Here is a 16,691-nt window from a genome sequence, read left to right as displayed (position 1 = left end):
TTTTCACCTACCGGTAATGGTGGGTTTGACCCTGATCGGTGGCCCTCCGTCGGTCAGGGTCTTGCGCGTTGGGCGTCGTGTCATGTCGCTGTGCAAGATCCGACAAGTCAGCGACATCCGCCTCTGTTGATAACTCGCCGGGGAGTGGGCTGTTTGTCGCTACAATCGCGGCTCCGGCGCACCCCCTTCAGAGCCGTCCGTTTCACCTCGTCGGCTTGTCCACAATGGCTTGTTGATAAGTTGTGAATTGTTGAGGCAGGGGGTCCGCAACGACCTTGTCGAGGGCTGTGACGCGGCTTTCTCGAGATGGGCATTCGATACAATGAAAGCCCAACAAGCAGTTGCCATACGTTTTTGTTGGAAGGCGCGTCGCACTTTTGCACGTGCCTTTTTTTTATGAATCACATCCGTAATTTCTCGATCATTGCGCACATCGACCATGGGAAATCGACCCTGGCCGACCGCATCATTCAACGCTGCGGGGGCTTGAGTGACCGTGAGATGGAAGCGCAGGTGCTTGACTCGATGGACATCGAGAAAGAGCGCGGCATCACCATCAAGGCGCAAACCGCCGCCCTGGAATACAAGGCCCGCGACGGCAAGGTCTACAACCTCAACCTGATCGACACCCCTGGCCATGTCGACTTCTCGTACGAAGTCAGCCGCTCGCTGTCGGCGTGCGAAGGCGCGCTGCTGGTGGTGGACGCCAGCCAGGGCGTGGAAGCGCAGACCGTGGCCAACTGCTACACCGCGCTGGATCTGGGCGTGGAAGTGGTGCCCGTACTCAACAAGATGGACCTGCCGCAGGCCAATCCGGATGGAGCGAAGGCCGAGATCGAAGACGTCATCGGCATTGACGCCACGGATGCCATCCCATGCTCCGCCAAGACCGGCATGGGTGTGGAGGACATCCTCGAGGCCGTGGTGGCCCGCATGCCGCCCCCCAAGGGCAATCCCGATGGCCCTCTGCGCGCCATGATCATCGACGCCTGGTTCGACAACTACGTGGGCGTGGTCATGTTGGTGCGTGTGGTCGACGGCCAGTTGAAGAAGGGCGAGCGCATTCGCCTTATGGCCACCAACTCGGTGTACCCCGCCGATCACCTCGGCGTGTTCAGCCCCAAGGCGACCGATCGCCCCGCACTGAAGGCTGGCGAAGTGGGCTTCGTGATCTGCGGGATCAAGGAACTGGCCGCCGCCAAGGTGGGCGACACCATTACCATCGAAAAGAAGCTGCCCAACAACGAAGGCCCGGCCAGCGAAGCCTTGCCCGGCTTCAAGGAAATCCAGCCGCAGGTGTTCGCGGGCCTGTACCCCAGTGAGTCGAGCGAGTACGACCAGCTGCGTGATGCGCTGGAGAAGCTCAAGCTCAATGACAGCTCGCTGCGCTACGAGCCGGAAGTCTCTCAGGCGCTGGGCTTCGGCTTCCGCTGCGGCTTCCTGGGCTTGCTGCACATGGAGATCGTGCAGGAGCGTCTGGAGCGTGAGTTCGACCAGGACCTGGTGACGACCGCGCCCAGCGTGGTCTACGAAGTCGAGATGAACGACGGCACCATCATCGAGGTGGAGAACCCCTCGAAGATGCCGGACGTGGCCCGTATCAAGGAGATCCGCGAGCCCATCGTGACCGTGCACCTGTACATGCCGCAGGACTACGTGGGTCCGGTGATGACGCTGGCCAACCAGAAGCGTGGCGTGCAGCTCAACATGGCCTATCACGGCCGCCAGGTCATGCTGACCTACGAGATGCCCTTGGCCGAAATCGTGCTGGACTTCTTCGACAAGCTCAAGTCGGTCTCGCGTGGTTATGCGTCGATGGACTACGAGTTCAAGGAGTACCGCGCTTCTGACGTGGTCAAGGTGGACCTGCTGATCAACGGCGACCGGGTGGACGCGCTGTCCATCATCGTGCACCGGGCGCAGTCGCAATACCGTGGCCGGGCCGTGGCGGCCAAGATGCGTGAGCAGATTCCCCGCCAGATGTACGACGTGGCGATTCAGGCCGCCATTGGTGGCAACATCATTGCGCGCGAAAACATCAAGGCCCTGCGCAAGAACGTGCTGGCAAAATGCTACGGTGGTGACATCACCCGTAAGCGCAAGCTGCTCGAAAAACAAAAGGCTGGCAAGAAGCGCATGAAACAGATTGGCGCTGTCGAGGTGCCGCAAGAAGCTTTCCTGGCCATTTTGCAAGTGGACGATTGATGAGTTTGATCACGGGTGTGTTGTATGCGATCTTGATCGCATACCTGGGGGGCTGGTACACCGGTCAGTGGCAGGGCAACTTCTCGTTGCTGCTGTTCCTGATGACCGTGGTCACGCTGGTGTACTGGTTGGCCGAGCGCTACAAGTTCAAGCCGGCCCGTGAAGCCGCGGCTGCATCGCTGCTGGAGCAGGATCACGCACGCCGTGCCCAGCTGGCGGCGCAGGGCATCACCCAGGTTGATGGCGATGTGTCGGCTGCGCGCGAGCGCCTGCTGATGCAGCCATGGTGGCTGGACTGGACCGCCGGTCTGTTCCCGGTTATTTGCGCCGTGTTCCTGATGCGATCCTTCTTGTTCGAGCCGTTCAAGATCCCTTCAGGCTCGATGATCCCGACGCTGATGGTGGGTGACCTCATTCTGGTCAACAAGTACCACTATGGCGTGCGCCTGCCGGTCATCAACAAGAAAATCATCGCCAACAACGACCCGCAGCGGGGCGACGTGATCGTGTTCCGATATCCCGTCAATCCCAGTCTGGATTACATCAAGCGCGTGGTGGGTTTGCCCGGTGATGAGGTGGCCTACATCAACAAGCAATTGACCATCAATGGCAAGCCTGTGGCGCAAACGCCGCTGCCCGAGTTTTATGACCCGGACAGCCTGCGCTATGCCTTGCAGTACACCGAACAGCTGGACGGCCAGCCGCATCGCATCTTGGTTGACAAGGACCGGCCGCCTTTTGTGCCCCCGCAGGCGATCGAAGATTTCCCTTTCAAGGACAACTGCCGATACAGTGGCGAAGGAGTGGTGTGCAAGGTGCCGGCCGGTCACTACTTCATGCTGGGTGACAACCGCGACAATTCACAGGACTCGCGGTTCTGGGGTTTTGTGTCAGATGAGTACATCGTGGGCAAGGCCTTTGTGATCTGGATGAATTTCGGCGACATCAAGCGCATTGGCTTTTTTCATTGATTCAAGATTGAGAGGATGACCGTCATGCTTCGTACTTCCACTTCTCCTCGTCGTCAGTCGGGTGTCACGCTGATCGGTCTGCTGTTCTGGGCCGTGTTGATCTCGTCTGTGGCGCTCTTGGCCATGAAAGTTTTCCCGGCCGTGAGTGAATACCGTACGATTCTCACGATGGTTAACAAGATCTCCGAGTCCGGTGGTTCGACCGTGCCGGAGATCCGCGCGGCCTTTGAGCGCGCCGCTTCTGTCGAGTACGGCGTGACCTCCATCACCGCCAAGGATCTGGACGTGACCAAGGAAGACGAGAAGGTGGTGATCCGCTTTGCTTACGACAAGGAGATCCCTCTGTTCGAGCCGGTGTATCTGCTGATCAAGTTCGAGGGGCGCTCTCGCTGAACACGCCGCTGGCATCAAGCTGAAAATGGTTCCCGGGCCTGAGATCAGGCCCGATTTGCTTTCTGGCCCATTGGCCCTGTCTTCTTCTCTGCCCTGAAATGTCTCGTCTCTTGTCGCCTGCCTTGCAGGCCCTACAGCAACGTCTGGGGCACGTGTTTGCCGATCCGGGCCTGCTCTCCCGCGCGATCACACACAAGAGTTTTGGGGCTGACCACTACGAGCGCTTGGAGTTTCTGGGCGATGCCGTGCTGAGTTTGGGCGTTTCGGCGTTGTTGTACCGACGCTTCGATCGCAGCGACGAGGGGGATCTGACCCGCGTTCGTGCCCACCTGGTGCGGCAGGACACCTTGCATCGTTTGGCGTTGCAACTGAGCTTGCCGGACGTCATGCGCTTGAGCGAGGGTGAAGCCAAAGGCGGGGGGGCTCAGCGTGCATCGATCCTGGCAGATGCGCTGGAGGCCATCATTGGTGCTGTCTATCTGGACGCGGGGTTCGATGCTGCCCGCGATCTCGTGCTGCGCCTGTTCGAGCCGCTGGTGGCCGAATCCACCATGGAGGTTTGGCGCAAGGACGCCAAGACCGCCTTGCAGGAATGGCTGCAGGCGCGCAAGATGGCGGTGCCGACCTACCGCATTCAGGCCACGCGAGGCAAGGCGCACGAGCAGACCTTTGTGGTGGCTTGTGACCTGCCGGAGTTGTCTTTGAGCATGCAGGCCGAGGGGCTGTCGCGCCGTGCGGCCGAGCAAGCGGCGGCCGAGTTGACGATGGCGCATCTGCAATCCCTGCCGTCCAAGGCATTGCCAACAGGCAAAACGGCCCCGAAAGTTGTGGTCAAAAAATCTCGCAAGCCCCAACACGGCTGAGCCCCTTCCCGAGCGATTCCTGAGAAACGTCATATCCCATGTCGAAGAAAACCCCTGCATCCACGCCAGCCACCGCGGGTACCGATGAACTCAACCCATCGCTGGACGCCATGCTGTCCAACCTCGCCATGGCACGTAAGGGGGGGGATGCCGCGCCAGGGGGGCAACCACAAACGCAGCGCTGTGGCCTGATCGCCATCGTGGGCCGTCCGAATGTGGGCAAGTCCACCTTGTTGAATGCGCTGGTGGGCCAGAAAGTGTCCATCACCTCTCGCAAGGCTCAGACCACGCGCCATCGCATCACGGGTATCCGAACCGATGGCGATACGCAGTTCGTGTTCGTCGACACCCCAGGCTTCCAGACACGTCACACGGTGCGTGGCACGGCCGCGCTGAACCGCAATTTGAACAAGACGGTGCAGGCCACCTTGTCAGACGTCGATGTGGTGCTGTTCCTGGTGGAGGCCGGTCGCTATGGGCCAGACGATGCGCAGGTGCTGGCGCTCTTGCCCAAGGACAAGCCCGTCATTCTGGTGGCCAACAAGCTGGACACGGTGCATCGCCGAGAGGACCTGTTCCCCTGGCTGCAGACCATGCAGGGGCACCACCCGTTCGCCGAGTTCATCCCTCTCACTGCCACGAAGGACGAGGACGCCAAGCGCCTGGCCGATGTGGTGCGTCGCTATCTGCCCGAGCAAGGCTGGTGGTACGACGCCGAGGCGCTCACCGACCGCACTGACCGTTTCATGGTCAGCGAGATGATCCGCGAAAAGCTGTTCCGTCTGACCGGTGACGAGTTGCCGTATACCTCGACCGTGGTCATCGATTCCTACAAGGAGGAGCCGCCGCTGCCCGGCAAGCCCAAGTCGACGGGCCTCGTGCGCGTCGCTGCCACCATCATTGTCGAGCGTGAGCAGCACAAGGGCATGATCATTGGTGACAAGGGTGAAAAGCTCAAACGCATTGGCACCGAGGCGCGCACCGAACTGGAGCGACTGATCGGTTCCAAGGTGTTTCTGGAGATCTGGGTGAAGGTGCGTTCGGGCTGGGCCGATGACGACGCGCGGTTGCGCACCTACGGCTACGAGTAAAGGCCAGTTGTTGTCACCATGGCCCGCGCCGCTTCGCGCCCCGGTACCGCCGCGTATGTGCTGCACAGTCACGACTGGAGTGAGTCCAGTCTGATTCTGGAGCTGTTCACGCGCGACCATGGCCGCGTGGTGGCGGTGGCCAAAGGAGCCAAGCGACCGTATTCCCAGTTGCGCCCGGTCTTGATGCCGTTTCAGCGTCTGGTGGTGAGCTTCGGCGTGAAGCGCTCCGAAGATGCAGAGGTGTGGCTGTTGCGTCAGGCTGAGTGGGCCGGCGGACCTGCGTGGCCGGGTGGTGGCGCCTTGCTGCCTGGTTTTTACCTCAACGAGTTGCTGATGCGCCTGATGGTGCGACACGATCCGCATCCGGCCTTGTTCGACGCTTACGCTCAGACGCTGCAGGCCATGGCCGATCCGACCTTGTTGCAAGCGGCCTTGAGGTCCTTCGAGCTCATTTTGTTGCGTCAACTAGGGCACTTGCCAGACCTGTCTGCCCAAACCGTCAATGGGCAATCTGTGCTCGCCGGTCAGCGCTACGAAGTCCACCCTGAGTTGGGGGTGCTGGCGGCACGTTGGGTCGGTGAGCCCGGGGGCGGGCCGGTGGTGATCGATGGGGGGGTGCTGGCGCACATGGAAGCCGCGCTGTCCCGCCCTGTACCGCAACCCGATGCACTGACGGCTCACTCTGATTTGCGGCCCTCAAGCCCGGTACCCTCTGCTGTGCCGTCTTTGATGGCAGCCTGCATGCCGGTTTTGTCCGAACTCAAGTCCGTGCTGCGTGCGCTGATTCACTATCATCTCGGTTCCCAGACGCTGCGCACACGCCAGCTGATGATGGAACTCCAACAATCATGACCTTCTCCGGCTCCCAACTGACCGCTCTGGACGCCCCCTTGCTGGGCGTGAACATCGACCATGTCGCCACCTTGCGCAATGCGCGTGGCGGGCGTTTTCCGGATCCTGTGGCGGCCGCGCTGTTGGCCGTGGAGGGGGGAGCAGACATCATCACCTTCCATTTGCGTGAGGATCGCCGGCACATCCGTGATGAAGATGTCGTCCGCCTGAAAGAGGCCATTGCTGTGCCGTTGAACTTCGAGGCGGCCGTGACGGACGAGATGCTGGACATCATCGAGCGCACGGCGCCCGAGCATGTGTGTCTGGTACCCGAGCGTCGCCAGGAGGTCACCACGGAAGGTGGGCTGGACGTGGCAGGTCAGTTCAACCGTATTCAGGATGCGTGTGCGCGACTGGCTGCCGCTGGCAGCCGGGTTTCCTTGTTCATCGGTGCCGACCCGGTGCAGATCGAAGCCGCGGCCAAGGCCGGGGCCCCTTGTGTGGAGCTCCATACGGGCCCCTTGGCTCATGCCTGGTGGGATGCTGATCAGGCTGGCCTCCAGCGCGAACTCACGCGCATCCAGGAAGGCTTGCGCTTTGCGCGCAGCCTTGGCCTGCGCACCCATGCCGGTCATGGTTTGGCCTTGACGCAAAGTGAGCCCGGGCAGATCGGGCACGTCAGCAGCACGGCCTTGGTGGCGGCCTTGCCAGACGTGGCCGAGTTGCACATTGGTCACGCGCTCATCGGTCATGCCGTGTTCGTGGGCCTGCGTCAGGCCATTGCCGATTTCAAGGCCGAGGCCATCCGCGCGCGCAAGTCGTCGCCCGCTTGATCCGGGCAAGGCTGAATCCAGCATGATTGCGGGCATTGGAACCGACCTGTGCGACGTGCGCCGCATCGAGGCGGCTGAGGTGCGACTGGGAGAGCGCTTTGCGCGTCGCATTCTTGGTCACGCCGAGCAACAGGTGTACGCGGAGCGTCGCCAGGCTCACGTACAACGTGCTTCCCGCTATCTGGCCAGCCGCTTTGCGGCCAAAGAGGCGTTTGCCAAAGCCATTGGGCTGGGTGTGAGGCACCCCATGAACTGGCATGATTGCCAGGTCGTCAGCGATGAACGGGGACGACCCCATTTCCAACTCAGCGGTGAGCTCGCCCACTGGTTTGCCAGCCGGTCGTGGTGTGCGCACCTTTCTTTGTCCGACGAGGGCGACCATGCCCTGGCCTTCGTGGTCATCGACCTACTTCCTTCTGCAACATGAGCACCAGCAAACGATCCAAGTCCGTCGCCGCCCACTCTGTTCATGACGATCACGACGCCGTGCTGCATGCCCCGGTGGTGCTGGACATCGAAGGCCTCAGCCTCAATGACGACGATCGTCGTCGCCTGGCGCATCCGCTCACGGGCGGTTTGATCCTGTTTGCGCGCAACTGGGCCTCACGAGCCCAGCTGACGGCACTGTGCGCCGAGATCAAGTCCATCCGCCCGGATGTGCTGATCTGCGTGGACCACGAAGGCGGTCGTGTACAGCGCTTCAAGACCGATGGCTTCACACATGTCCCCACGATGCGCCGCCTGGGTGAGATGTGGATGAAGGACGGCAAGGGTGGGGAGGGTGCAGGGGCCATGCAGGCCACCGACGCCGCCACGGCCTGTGGCTACGTACTGGCCAGCGAGTTGCGCGCGTGCGGTGTCGATCTCACGTTCACACCGGTGCTTGACCTGGATTGGGGTGAAAGCGGCGTCATCGGTGACCGAGCCTTTCACCGCGACCCCCGCGTGGTCACGGTGCTGGCCAAGAGCGTGATGCACGGCCTGCTGCTGGCCGGCATGGCCAACTGCGGCAAACATTTCCCTGGCCACGGTTTCGTCAAGGCGGACTCCCACGTGGACGTTCCGGTGGACAAGCGCAGTCTCAAAGCCATCTTGGCCGACGACGCCAAGCCTTACGAGTGGATGAGCACCTCGCTGACCAGCGTCATGCCCGCTCATGTCATCTACCCCAAGGTCGACAGCCTGCCCGCCGGCTTCTCGCCGCGTTGGCTGCAAGACATCCTGCGGGGGCAGATGGGCTTCACGGGGGCCATCTTCAGCGATGACCTGAGCATGGAGGGGGCCAGCGTGGCGGGCAACCATACCCAGGGTGCCATTGCTGCCCTCAATGCCGGGTGCGACATGGTGCTGCTGTGCAACCAGTCGCTCAATGGTGGCAAGGCCGTGGATGAGCTGCTAGACGGCCTGACCAATGCCCTGGCTCGTGGTGAGTGGGAACTGAGCCCCGACAGCGAGGCGCGTCGCCTTGATCTGCTCCCGCAGACGGCGCCCTTCCCATGGGACGACCTGATGCACCTGCCTCAGTATCAGCAGGCGCTTGCCAAGTTGCCACGCTGACGCAGATCTGCCTGTGGGCCAGAGGCGACCCAACTGAGTCGCCTCAGTGATTGCCGTTGGCGTACATTGCATCGATCAGCGCGCGCTGACGCTCCATCACGACCTTGCGTTTCACCTTGAGCGTGGGAGTCAGTTCACCTGCTTCCACGGTGAGTGTGGTGGGCAAGATCGTGAACTTGCGCACCTGGCACACCCGCGTCAATTTGGCATTGACCTGGTCAATCTCTGCCTGTACCTGTGCCAAGACCCGGGGATGGGTGAGCAGCTTGTCGCCGCCGCTGATTCTCTCGTTCTTGGCGAATGCGGCCAGTGCCGCAGCGTCCAGTGTCACCAGGGCGGTCAGGTAGTTGCGCCCGTCACCACACACCACGGCATGCTCGATCATGTGGGTGTCCATCAGCGAAGCCTCGATGTTGCCAGGCGAGATGTTCTTGCCTCCCGAGGTGATGATGAGGTCCTTTTTGCGTCCGGTGATGTAGACGTAGCCATCCTCGTCCACGCGCCCGAGATCACCGGTCAACAGCCAGTCACCGTCCATGGTCTCGGCCGTCGCCTCAGGCTGTCCCATGTAGCCCTTGAACACATTGGGGCCGCGCACCAGCAGTTCACCATCCGGCGCCACGCGAATTTCCATCCCTGGGATCACCCGGCCGACCGAGCCCATGCGTGTGGCACCGTCGAGGTTCATGGTGGACGGCCCACTCACCTCGGATTGCCCATACAACTCCCGTACAACCAGATCCAGCCCGGTAAAGAATGACAGACTCTCCGGGGCAATCGGTGCAGCGCCAGAGCTCAGAATCCGTGCGTGTTGAAAGCCAAGCGCTTCATGTACTTTGCGATAGATGAGGCGTCGTGCCAAACCTTTCTGTAAGGACAACCATGGCCCCACAGGTTGTCCGGCCAGATCTCGCTCATGCCAGGCCCGGCCTACGCCGAGTGCCCTACGCGCCATATGGACCTTGAAGCCGGTGGCAGCCGCCAACTTCGTTTCGATGGCCGCTTGCATCTTCTCCCAGACACGAGGCACCCCGAAAAAGACCGTAGGCTTGACTTCCTTGAGATGGTCACCCAGCGATTCCATGCTGCTGGCGTAGTAAAGCTGAAAACCCGCATGAGCCTGGTTGTGCATGCTGCCCATCTGTTCGGCCGCGTGGGCCATGGGGAGGTAGGAGATCAATCGCTCGTTCTCATTGGCCTCGCAGATCTTGACCATGGTGGTCGCCATCCACCACAAATTGCCCTGACTCAGGGCCACCGCTTTGGATGGTCCTGTCGTGCCCGAGGTGTAAATGAGGGTGCCGATGTCGTCGGGATTTAGCTCGGCCATGCGCGCATCCAAGATCTCATCCGGGACGGTTTGAGACGAGGCCAGGAAACCGGACCACGGCAATTGAGGCAGTGGTAAGTCGGAGGAGGGGGGGCCGTCTTGAACATCACCACCTGGCGCAGGTGGGGCACGCGACCTGCGCAGGCCTGAACGCCCGCCAACCTCTCAGCGTTCTCCACCATCAGCACCTTGGCCTTCGAGTGGTTCAGAACGTAGGCCATGTCGTCGACCGAGCTGGTCCAGTAAATACCAGCAGGCTTGGCGCCAATCGACATGGCCGCAAAAGCGGTGATGGCCCACTCAGGCCGGTTGAAGCTGAGAATGGCAACGGCGTCACCGCGCTGAACGCCCATGCTGATCAGCGCGCGGGCTGCTTGTCGGACCTGTAGGCCGTACTCGCGCCACGATGTCCCTTCCCAACGCTCTGGACCACGCACGAAGTAGGCCGGTTTGTCCGAGAGTCGCGCGGCAGTACGTTGCAGCACCACGGGGGGCGGGACGAAGCCAGCCAAAGGGTCCGTCCGGTCGCTCGCCTTGGCATGAAATGTCTGGCGTTGGATATGCTCGCCGGATGGAATTGCTCGAGAATGGGCCACGCATGCCTCCTTGGGTTTGATTCATTAAAAACCAAGGTGACGTATGCGTCAATTGATTGTCTAATAGGTAAAACCCTTTGGCAGCACAGGCTGGGGGCCCAAATGCGAAAAGCCCGGCCAAGGCCGGGCTCGCGTGACGGAGGGCGAGCCCTCCAGCATCAAGTCGTCAGGCGGAAGCCTGCTCCTCAAAAGGCAGCACGACGTCCTTCAAGTCCTTGCGTGTTTCCACCAGAATCAGAGGGCCCTCGTCCAGTTGAACCGGGGGTTTGCGCTCACGTGGGACATGCACGGCCTTGGGTTCGTTTGCAATGGCCTCTTGAGCGGCGCGGATCTTGTCCGCATCCGAGTTCACCCACTCCAGTCCGGCATTGCGGGCAATCGCCTCCAGATCCGCCAGTGGAAGCACGAACGGTGCCTCCATCATGGTGGCGGGCACCTCGGCTTGTGCGCCAGGATCGGTGCTGGGGGCAATGCTGACCTCGGTCGCAGGAGCTTCCGGTGCCAAGGCCACAGCAACTTCCACAGGAGCCGTCGCAGCCGGGGCTGATGCCTGCGCAACCGTCTCTTCTGTCGCACCGGCCGCGGTCGGTACGTTCAGTGTCGCAGTGCTCACCGCCTCGGTGAGCACGTCAGCACGCATGGCCTCTGCTTCATTCGCCACGCCTTCGGTGCGAGGTGCTCGTTCAGAACGGTTGCGATCACGGCCACCACGGCGGCGGCGTTCGCCTTCTGCGGCCTCGACTTGGTCGACCGGCGCCTGGACAGCGTTCTCGGTGTCCTGACTCCCGGCTTCGGAAGCGTTCAGACCTTCCAGCTGGCCTTGTGCATCATCGCGCTCGGCTCGGCCGCGACCACCACGGCGGCGGCGGCGGCCATTTTCACGTTCAGCTTCCGAGGCGGTGGCACCCTCGACCGACACTTGGTCCGCGGCCAACGCTTGCGCCTCCGCTGCGATGGCCTCACGGTTGATGGCTGTGCGTTCACCATTGCGCTCACCACCGCGACCACCACGGCTGCGGCGGCCACCTTCGCGTGCAGCGTCCTCGGTGCGGGAGGCGTCAACGCCACCTTCTGCATTCACCGGACGGTCTTCGCGTGGCTGGCGACGACCTTGGCGGCCTTCGCCCTTTTCGCCACGCTCACCTTGGCGCTCGCCGCGACGGCCTTCGCCGCCACGTTCACCGCGTTCGCTGCGTTCACCACGTTCGCCGCGGCGTTGACCTTCGCGGCGGCCACGGCCTTGACCCTTGCCAGCATCCTTGGCCTCCTCGGTCGGCGCCACGGTGGGCGCCGTTACCACGGGCGTGGCCTCTGCAGCAGGCGTACCCATGCCGAACAGACGCTTGAGCCAGCCAAAGAATCCCCCCGAAGCCGCTTCAGTGACCGGTGCAGCTGGTGCGTGGGCCACATGCGGAATCTCGACGTTGGCCTCCAGCACCGGCTGGTGCTGGGGCATGGCCATCGGGGCGGGTTGATCCGGCAGCACGCCCTTGATGATGGGCTCCTGCTTGGCCTTGGCCTTTTCGCGACGGGTGATGCCCACCTCGTCGTCCGGCTCCTCGATCATCGAGTAGCTGGTCTGGATGTTTTCCAGACGCGGATCGTCGTGGCGCAGGCGTTCCAGCTTGTAGTTCGGCGTTTCAATGTGCTTGTTGGGGATCAACAGCACGGTCACGCGTTGCTTCAGTTCGATCTTGGTGATCTCGGTACGCTTTTCGTTCAGCAGGAAGGAAGTCACTTCCACCGGCACTTGCACGTGCACAGCGGCGGTGTTGTCCTTCATGGACTCTTCCTGGATGATGCGCAGGATCTGCAGCGCCGACGACTCGGTGTCACGGATGTGGCCAGTGCCGTTGCAACGCGGGCAGGTGATGTGCGAGCCTTCCGACAGGGCTGGGCGCAGACGCTGACGCGACATTTCCAGCAGACCGAACTTCGAGATCGAGCTGAACTGCACGCGGGCACGGTCGGTGCGCAGGGCGTCACGCAGGCGCTGCTCCACCTCGCGGCGGTGCTTGCTGTCCTCCATGTCGATGAAGTCCATGACGATCAGGCCGCCCAGGTCGCGCAGGCGCATCTGGCGGGCGATTTCGTCGGCTGCTTCCAAGTTGGTGCGGAAAGCCGTTTCTTCGATGTCGCTGCCACGGGTCGCGCGCGCCGAGTTCACGTCCACAGAAACCAGAGCTTCGGTGTGGTCGATCACGATGGCGCCGCCCGAGGGCAGGTTCACCGTACGGCTGAAAGCCGTTTCAATCTGGTGCTCGATCTGGAAGCGTGCGAACAGGGCGGCATCGTCGCGGTAGCGTTTGACGCGGTTGGCCGTGTCGGGCATGACGTGCAGCATGAACTGCTTGGCCTGCTCGTAGATGTCGTCCGTGTCGATCAGGATCTCGCCGATGTCGGCGGTGAAGTAATCGCGGATGGCGCGGATGACCAGCGACGACTCCTGATAGATCAGGTAGGCACCCTTGCCAGCCTGGGCCGCATCGTCGATGGCGGTCCACAGCTTGAGCATGTAGTTCAGGTCCCACTGCAGCTCGGCCGGCGTGCGACCGATGCCAGCGGTGCGGGCGATCAGGCTCATGCCCTTCGGGTACTCAAGCTGGTCCATCGCCTCCTTGAGCTCTTCGCGCTCGTCACCCTCGATGCGACGGCTCACGCCACCGCCACGCGGGTTGTTGGGCATCAGCACCAGGTAACGGCCGGCCAGCGAAACGAAGGTTGTCAGGGCGGCGCCCTTGTTGCCACGCTCTTCCTTTTCGACCTGGACCAGCAGTTCCTGGCCTTCCTTGATCACGTCCTGAATGCGGGCCGAGCGAACCTCGACACCTTCCTTGAAATACTGGCGCGAGATTTCCTTGAAAGGCAGGAAACCATGGCGCTCTTCGCCGTAATCGACGAAACAGGCTTCCAGGGAGGGTTCAACGCGGGTGACGACCGCCTTGTAGATATTGCCCTTGCGTTGTTCACGCCCTTCGATTTCGGTTTCGAAGTCGAGCAGTTTTTGTCCGTCAACAATGGCCAGGCGCCGTTCTTCCGGCTGCGTGGCGTTGATCAGCATGCGCTTCATGTGTTCTCCACAATCCAAGCGAGGCCCGACCGGGATGGCGCCAGGCAAACCTCGACTCACCCCTGATCCGAAGATCAGAGGCAGCTTTCATGCACGAGCAACGAGCTAGAACCGTGAAGGAATTGCCTGGGGCCGACAAGACGCGAGAGGCGTCAGGACAGCAAGGGCGCGCGCGCCGAGACTTGGACACGGGCCTGCCGCCATCCAGGCCCATCCAGACAGGCGAGCGCGATGCGCGCTGCGGTCGGCTGGATGGGGAGGAGGGGGGCAGGGGGCGCCGTCAGCCACACATCGCCGCGCACCCAATGCGGCGCGCTCCCTTCCATCCACTGGAAGAAAGCCGGCACAAAGGCGAGGCGATTGAGAAGCTGAATGGGCCAGGACACGTGGGCAGTCACTCGACGCAGATCCCAGCGCGACGTCGGTGACATGTCACCGCGACATCGCTGAGACCCGGAAAACCTTGAATTGGGGTTCGATCTACGTTGGCTCTGACAACCTTGACCTTGAGGCAAAACCACACCTTGGGTGGTTTTCTCCGGCAAGTCGGGGTTGTTGCATCACCATCAATTGGCGGGACACCCCGCCGGGCTTTGTCATGCAGCGCCACCAGATCGGCTCGAAAGGTAAAATGCCTTCTGGTCTTGCCTGTTGGTTGTCGCTGATACCGCACAAGCCATATCAACACACAACGAATTCACAACGTGGCCAAGACCATTATAGGTGCGAAAAACACATCCCGACCGGCAGGGAAAACCTCCGGCAAAACCTCATCTCGCCCTGCGCGGCAAGGGGTGATGGTGCGGGTGACCAAGCCCGCTCCAACTCCGGCCCGGGACCCTTTAGTCGAATTGCCGGCCGCCGTCCAACGCCTCACGATCGACGAGGGCAGCGCCGGGCAACGCCTCGACAACTTCCTCATCAAAGTACTCAAGGGTGCGCCCAAGACCCTGGTCTACCGCATCATCCGCAGCGGCGAGGTGCGGGTCAACAAGGGTCGGGCGGCGGCCGACACCCGTCTGGATATGGGCGACGAGGTGCGCGTGCCCCCCTTGCGTCTGACGGAAAAGAATGACGAGCGGGCCGCCGCGGTACCCGCCCGCGAGTTTCCGGTGTTGTTCGAAGACGATGCCCTGCTGGCCATCAACAAGCCGGCCGGCGTGGCCGTGCACGGGGGCAGCGGCGTGAGTTTCGGTGTGATCGAGCAATTGCGCCGGGCCCGGCCACAGGCGCGCTTCCTGGAGTTGGTGCACCGCCTGGACAAGGAAACCTCCGGGATCTTGCTGGTGGCGAAAAAGCGCAGTGCCTTGACCACCCTGCAGGATGTGTTCCGCAACCGGCAGGTGCAAAAGACCTATGCTGCCTTGGTGATCGGTGGGTGGCCCGCATCCCGCAAGGTCATCGACGTGTCCTTGCACAAATTCCTCACGCCGGAGGGGGAACGCCGGGTCATGGCGGTGAAGGACGAAGACGAAGGGCGTCGCTCCATCAGCCTCGTTCACGTCGTGCAACGTTATGCAGAATTCAGTCTGCTGGACGTCACCATCAAGACGGGGCGCACCCATCAGATCCGCGTGCACCTCCAGCACGAGGGGCACCCCATTGTTGGCGATGACAAGTACGGAGACTTCACCTTGAACAAGGCCCTGGCGCGTGGGCACCTCAGCGAGCCACTGGCCGGGGTGGACCGTCGGCAGTTGCCTGAGGGACGGTTTGCCCGCATGTTTCTGCATGCACGTTATCTGCGCCTGGATCACCCTGTCACTGGCGAGCCTTTGACGCTGGAGGCCCCCTTGCCGGCAGACTGTGCGCAATTGCTGACGGCGCTCGTGCCGTTCGACCCCGCATCCGCGAAAGCCCGAACATGAACTTTTCCGACGATGGTGACCTGCGCCCACGTGCCTACGACCTCATCGTGTTCGATTGGGATGGCACCCTGTTTGACTCCACCGCGCTGATCGTTCGCTCGATTCAGTTGGCGTGTGAGGACATGGGGTTACCGGTGCCGGCCCGTCACGAGGCGGCCTATGTCATTGGCTTGGGGCTGCACGATGCCCTGGCTCATGTGGCCCCGACCTTGCCGCCCGAGCAGGTGCCCGCCATGGGGCAACGCTACCGTCATCACTATTTCCGTCAGCAGGGCGAATTGAGCCTGTTTGACGGCACTGTCGAGTTGCTACAGGCGCTCAAGGCGCGCCACCATTGGCTGGCCGTGGCCACGGGAAAGAGTCGACAGGGTCTCAACGAGGCTCTGACCCACGTCGAGCTCCGAGGCATGTTCGACAGCACTCGGACGGCCGATGAGACGGCGTCCAAGCCCCATCCGCTGATGTTGCAAGAGTTGATGGCCGAGTTCGGTGTAGAGCCTGAGCGCACCCTCATGATTGGTGACACCACCCACGATTTGCAACTCGCGCTCAACGCAGGCACGCACAGTGTCGCGGTCAGCTACGGCGCGCATGAGCCAGCTGCGTTTGGCGACTTTCCCGCTCGTTTCGTTGCCCACTCGACCGCAGAATTGCGTGATTGGTTGCTGCGGCATGCCTGAGTCCTGGGGCGAGCCTGAGTGGCTGTGCGCGTCTGCGGACCTGCGGGAATGCGGGGATGCCGTGATGTTCGAAGTGCTGGAGAACGGGCTGAGCGTTTCGGCTTTTGCGGTGCGATTCCGCTCGGTCGCCGTGGCCTACCTCAACCGATGCGCTCACCTGCCGGCTCAGATGGACTGGCAGCCGGGGCGTTTCTGGGATGTTGAAGGCCGCTACATTGTGTGCGCGATGCACGGCGCGCTGTACGATCCGCCCGACGGCCGCTGCGTTTTGGGGCCTTGCCGTGGGGCGCATCTGACCGCCATCACCCTGACCGAGAAAGACGGGCAGGTCTATTGGTATCCTTCGCAACATCTACAGCCTGTTTTCTGAACAAGCTGTCGCTTGATGCACCATCACCGACCT

16 protein-coding genes are annotated in these 16,691 nt (G+C 62.1%); 12 read left to right on the top strand and 4 right to left on the bottom strand.

All coding sequences use genetic code 11. The features are described from left to right. Nucleotides 1–396: 396 nt before the first annotated feature. The 9 genes from lepA to nagZ all read left to right on the top strand — a co-directional run bounded on the left by lepA (nucleotide 397) and on the right by nagZ (nucleotide 8,744). The gene (gene lepA, locus WIT60_RS03120; RefSeq protein WP_339582492.1) at nucleotides 397–2,205 is read left to right on the top strand and encodes a translation elongation factor 4; all 1,809 of its coding nucleotides are present in this window, start codon (nucleotides 397–399) and stop codon (nucleotides 2,203–2,205) included. Continuing rightward, nucleotides 2,205–3,176, top strand: coding sequence for a signal peptidase I (lepB, locus tag WIT60_RS03115; protein ID WP_339582491.1), 972 nt, complete (start codon nucleotides 2,205–2,207; stop codon nucleotides 3,174–3,176). The genes lepA and lepB overlap by 1 nt, the downstream gene beginning before the upstream one ends. Nucleotides 3,177–3,200: 24 nt before the next feature. After that, nucleotides 3,201–3,569: a DUF4845 domain-containing protein gene (locus tag WIT60_RS03110; RefSeq protein WP_339582490.1), complete on the top strand. Its 369-nt coding sequence runs from the start codon at nucleotides 3,201–3,203 to the stop codon at nucleotides 3,567–3,569. A 98-nt stretch (nucleotides 3,570–3,667) separates the two neighbouring features. Then, nucleotides 3,668–4,432, top strand: a complete 765-nt coding sequence (rnc, locus tag WIT60_RS03105) for a ribonuclease III (protein WP_339582489.1) — start codon at nucleotides 3,668–3,670, stop codon at nucleotides 4,430–4,432. Between the two features lie 38 nt (nucleotides 4,433–4,470). Further along, nucleotides 4,471–5,523 (top strand): GTPase Era, encoded by a 1,053-nt coding sequence (era, locus tag WIT60_RS03100; RefSeq protein WP_445207635.1) that lies wholly within the window; start codon nucleotides 4,471–4,473, stop codon nucleotides 5,521–5,523. Between the two features lie 18 nt (nucleotides 5,524–5,541). Continuing rightward, nucleotides 5,542–6,375 carry a DNA repair protein RecO gene (recO, locus tag WIT60_RS03095; protein ID WP_339582488.1) on the top strand — a complete coding sequence of 278 codons (834 nt, stop codon included), beginning with the start codon at nucleotides 5,542–5,544 and terminating at the stop codon, nucleotides 6,373–6,375. After that, the gene (locus tag WIT60_RS03090; protein ID WP_339582487.1) at nucleotides 6,372–7,187 is read left to right on the top strand and encodes a pyridoxine 5'-phosphate synthase; all 816 of its coding nucleotides are present in this window, start codon (nucleotides 6,372–6,374) and stop codon (nucleotides 7,185–7,187) included. Before recO ends, WIT60_RS03090 begins: the two co-directional genes overlap by 4 nt. Nucleotides 7,188–7,209: 22 nt before the next feature. After that, complete coding sequence (gene acpS, locus WIT60_RS03085; RefSeq protein ID WP_339582486.1) at nucleotides 7,210–7,614, top strand: holo-ACP synthase; 405 nt, start codon at nucleotides 7,210–7,212, stop codon at nucleotides 7,612–7,614. After that, nucleotides 7,611–8,744, top strand: a complete 1,134-nt coding sequence (gene nagZ / locus WIT60_RS03080; protein ID WP_339582485.1) for a beta-N-acetylhexosaminidase — start codon at nucleotides 7,611–7,613, stop codon at nucleotides 8,742–8,744. Before acpS ends, nagZ begins: the two co-directional genes overlap by 4 nt. Nucleotides 8,745–8,787: 43 nt before the next feature. Here the strand turns inward: nagZ and WIT60_RS03075 are convergent, their stop codons facing one another. The 4 genes from WIT60_RS03075 to WIT60_RS03060 all read right to left on the bottom strand — a co-directional run bounded on the left by WIT60_RS03075 (nucleotide 8,788) and on the right by WIT60_RS03060 (nucleotide 14,126). After that, nucleotides 8,788–10,074: an AMP-dependent synthetase/ligase gene (locus tag WIT60_RS03075; protein ID WP_339582484.1), complete on the bottom strand. Its 1,287-nt coding sequence runs from the start codon at nucleotides 10,072–10,074 to the stop codon at nucleotides 8,788–8,790. Beyond that, nucleotides 10,062–10,559 (bottom strand): AMP-binding protein, encoded by a 498-nt coding sequence (locus tag WIT60_RS03070; RefSeq protein WP_339582483.1) that lies wholly within the window; start codon nucleotides 10,557–10,559, stop codon nucleotides 10,062–10,064. Before WIT60_RS03070 ends, WIT60_RS03075 begins: the two co-directional genes overlap by 13 nt. A 277-nt stretch (nucleotides 10,560–10,836) precedes the next feature. Further along, a complete protein-coding gene (locus WIT60_RS03065; protein ID WP_339582482.1) occupies nucleotides 10,837–13,740 on the bottom strand; it encodes an Rne/Rng family ribonuclease in 2,904 nt (967 codons plus the stop codon). A gap of 152 nt (nucleotides 13,741–13,892) precedes the next feature. Beyond that, nucleotides 13,893–14,126 (bottom strand): hypothetical protein, encoded by a 234-nt coding sequence (locus WIT60_RS03060; RefSeq protein ID WP_339582481.1) that lies wholly within the window; start codon nucleotides 14,124–14,126, stop codon nucleotides 13,893–13,895. Nucleotides 14,127–14,537: 411 nt separating this feature from the next. On the opposite strand from WIT60_RS03060, the gene WIT60_RS03055 reads away from it, so the two are divergent. The 3 genes from WIT60_RS03055 to WIT60_RS03045 are packed head-to-tail and all read left to right on the top strand — an operon-like array spanning nucleotide 14,538 to nucleotide 16,658. After that, a complete protein-coding gene (locus WIT60_RS03055; RefSeq protein WP_445207645.1) occupies nucleotides 14,538–15,608 on the top strand; it encodes an RluA family pseudouridine synthase in 1,071 nt (356 codons plus the stop codon). Further along, nucleotides 15,605–16,288 carry an HAD-IA family hydrolase gene (locus WIT60_RS03050; RefSeq protein WP_339582479.1) on the top strand — a complete coding sequence of 228 codons (684 nt, stop codon included), beginning with the start codon at nucleotides 15,605–15,607 and terminating at the stop codon, nucleotides 16,286–16,288. The genes WIT60_RS03055 and WIT60_RS03050 overlap by 4 nt, the downstream gene beginning before the upstream one ends. Beyond that, entirely contained in the window at nucleotides 16,281–16,658 is a 378-nt protein-coding gene (locus tag WIT60_RS03045; protein WP_339582478.1) for a Rieske (2Fe-2S) protein, read from the top strand. Before WIT60_RS03050 ends, WIT60_RS03045 begins: the two co-directional genes overlap by 8 nt. The last annotated feature ends 33 nt before the right edge of the window (nucleotides 16,659–16,691 follow it).

Origin of the sequence: Aquabacterium sp. G14 (assembly GCF_037482285.1) — a bacterium.
Lineage (GTDB): Bacteria > Pseudomonadota > Gammaproteobacteria > Burkholderiales > Burkholderiaceae_C > Aquabacterium.
The sequence above is the reverse complement of the archived record's forward strand: the minus strand, read 5'-3'. Positions and strand labels throughout refer to the sequence as shown.

Coding starts and splice junctions, on each gene's coding strand:
- lepA (WP_339582492.1), top strand. CDS start 397: ATGAATCACATCCGTAATTTCTCGATCATTGCGCACATCGACCATGGG.
- lepB (WP_339582491.1), top strand. CDS start 2,205: ATGAGTTTGATCACGGGTGTGTTGTATGCGATCTTGATCGCATACCTG.
- WIT60_RS03110 (WP_339582490.1), top strand. CDS start 3,201: ATGCTTCGTACTTCCACTTCTCCTCGTCGTCAGTCGGGTGTCACGCTG.
- rnc (WP_339582489.1), top strand. CDS start 3,668: ATGTCTCGTCTCTTGTCGCCTGCCTTGCAGGCCCTACAGCAACGTCTG.
- era (WP_445207635.1), top strand. CDS start 4,471: ATGTCGAAGAAAACCCCTGCATCCACGCCAGCCACCGCGGGTACCGAT.
- recO (WP_339582488.1), top strand. CDS start 5,542: ATGGCCCGCGCCGCTTCGCGCCCCGGTACCGCCGCGTATGTGCTGCAC.
- WIT60_RS03090 (WP_339582487.1), top strand. CDS start 6,372: ATGACCTTCTCCGGCTCCCAACTGACCGCTCTGGACGCCCCCTTGCTG.
- acpS (WP_339582486.1), top strand. CDS start 7,210: ATGATTGCGGGCATTGGAACCGACCTGTGCGACGTGCGCCGCATCGAG.
- nagZ (WP_339582485.1), top strand. CDS start 7,611: ATGAGCACCAGCAAACGATCCAAGTCCGTCGCCGCCCACTCTGTTCAT.
- WIT60_RS03075 (WP_339582484.1), bottom strand. CDS start 10,074: ATGGCCGAGCTAAATCCCGACGACATCGGCACCCTCATTTACACCTCG.
- WIT60_RS03065 (WP_339582482.1), bottom strand. CDS start 13,740: ATGAAGCGCATGCTGATCAACGCCACGCAGCCGGAAGAACGGCGCCTG.
- WIT60_RS03055 (WP_445207645.1), top strand. CDS start 14,538: ATGGTGCGGGTGACCAAGCCCGCTCCAACTCCGGCCCGGGACCCTTTA.
- WIT60_RS03050 (WP_339582479.1), top strand. CDS start 15,605: ATGAACTTTTCCGACGATGGTGACCTGCGCCCACGTGCCTACGACCTC.
- WIT60_RS03045 (WP_339582478.1), top strand. CDS start 16,281: ATGCCTGAGTCCTGGGGCGAGCCTGAGTGGCTGTGCGCGTCTGCGGAC.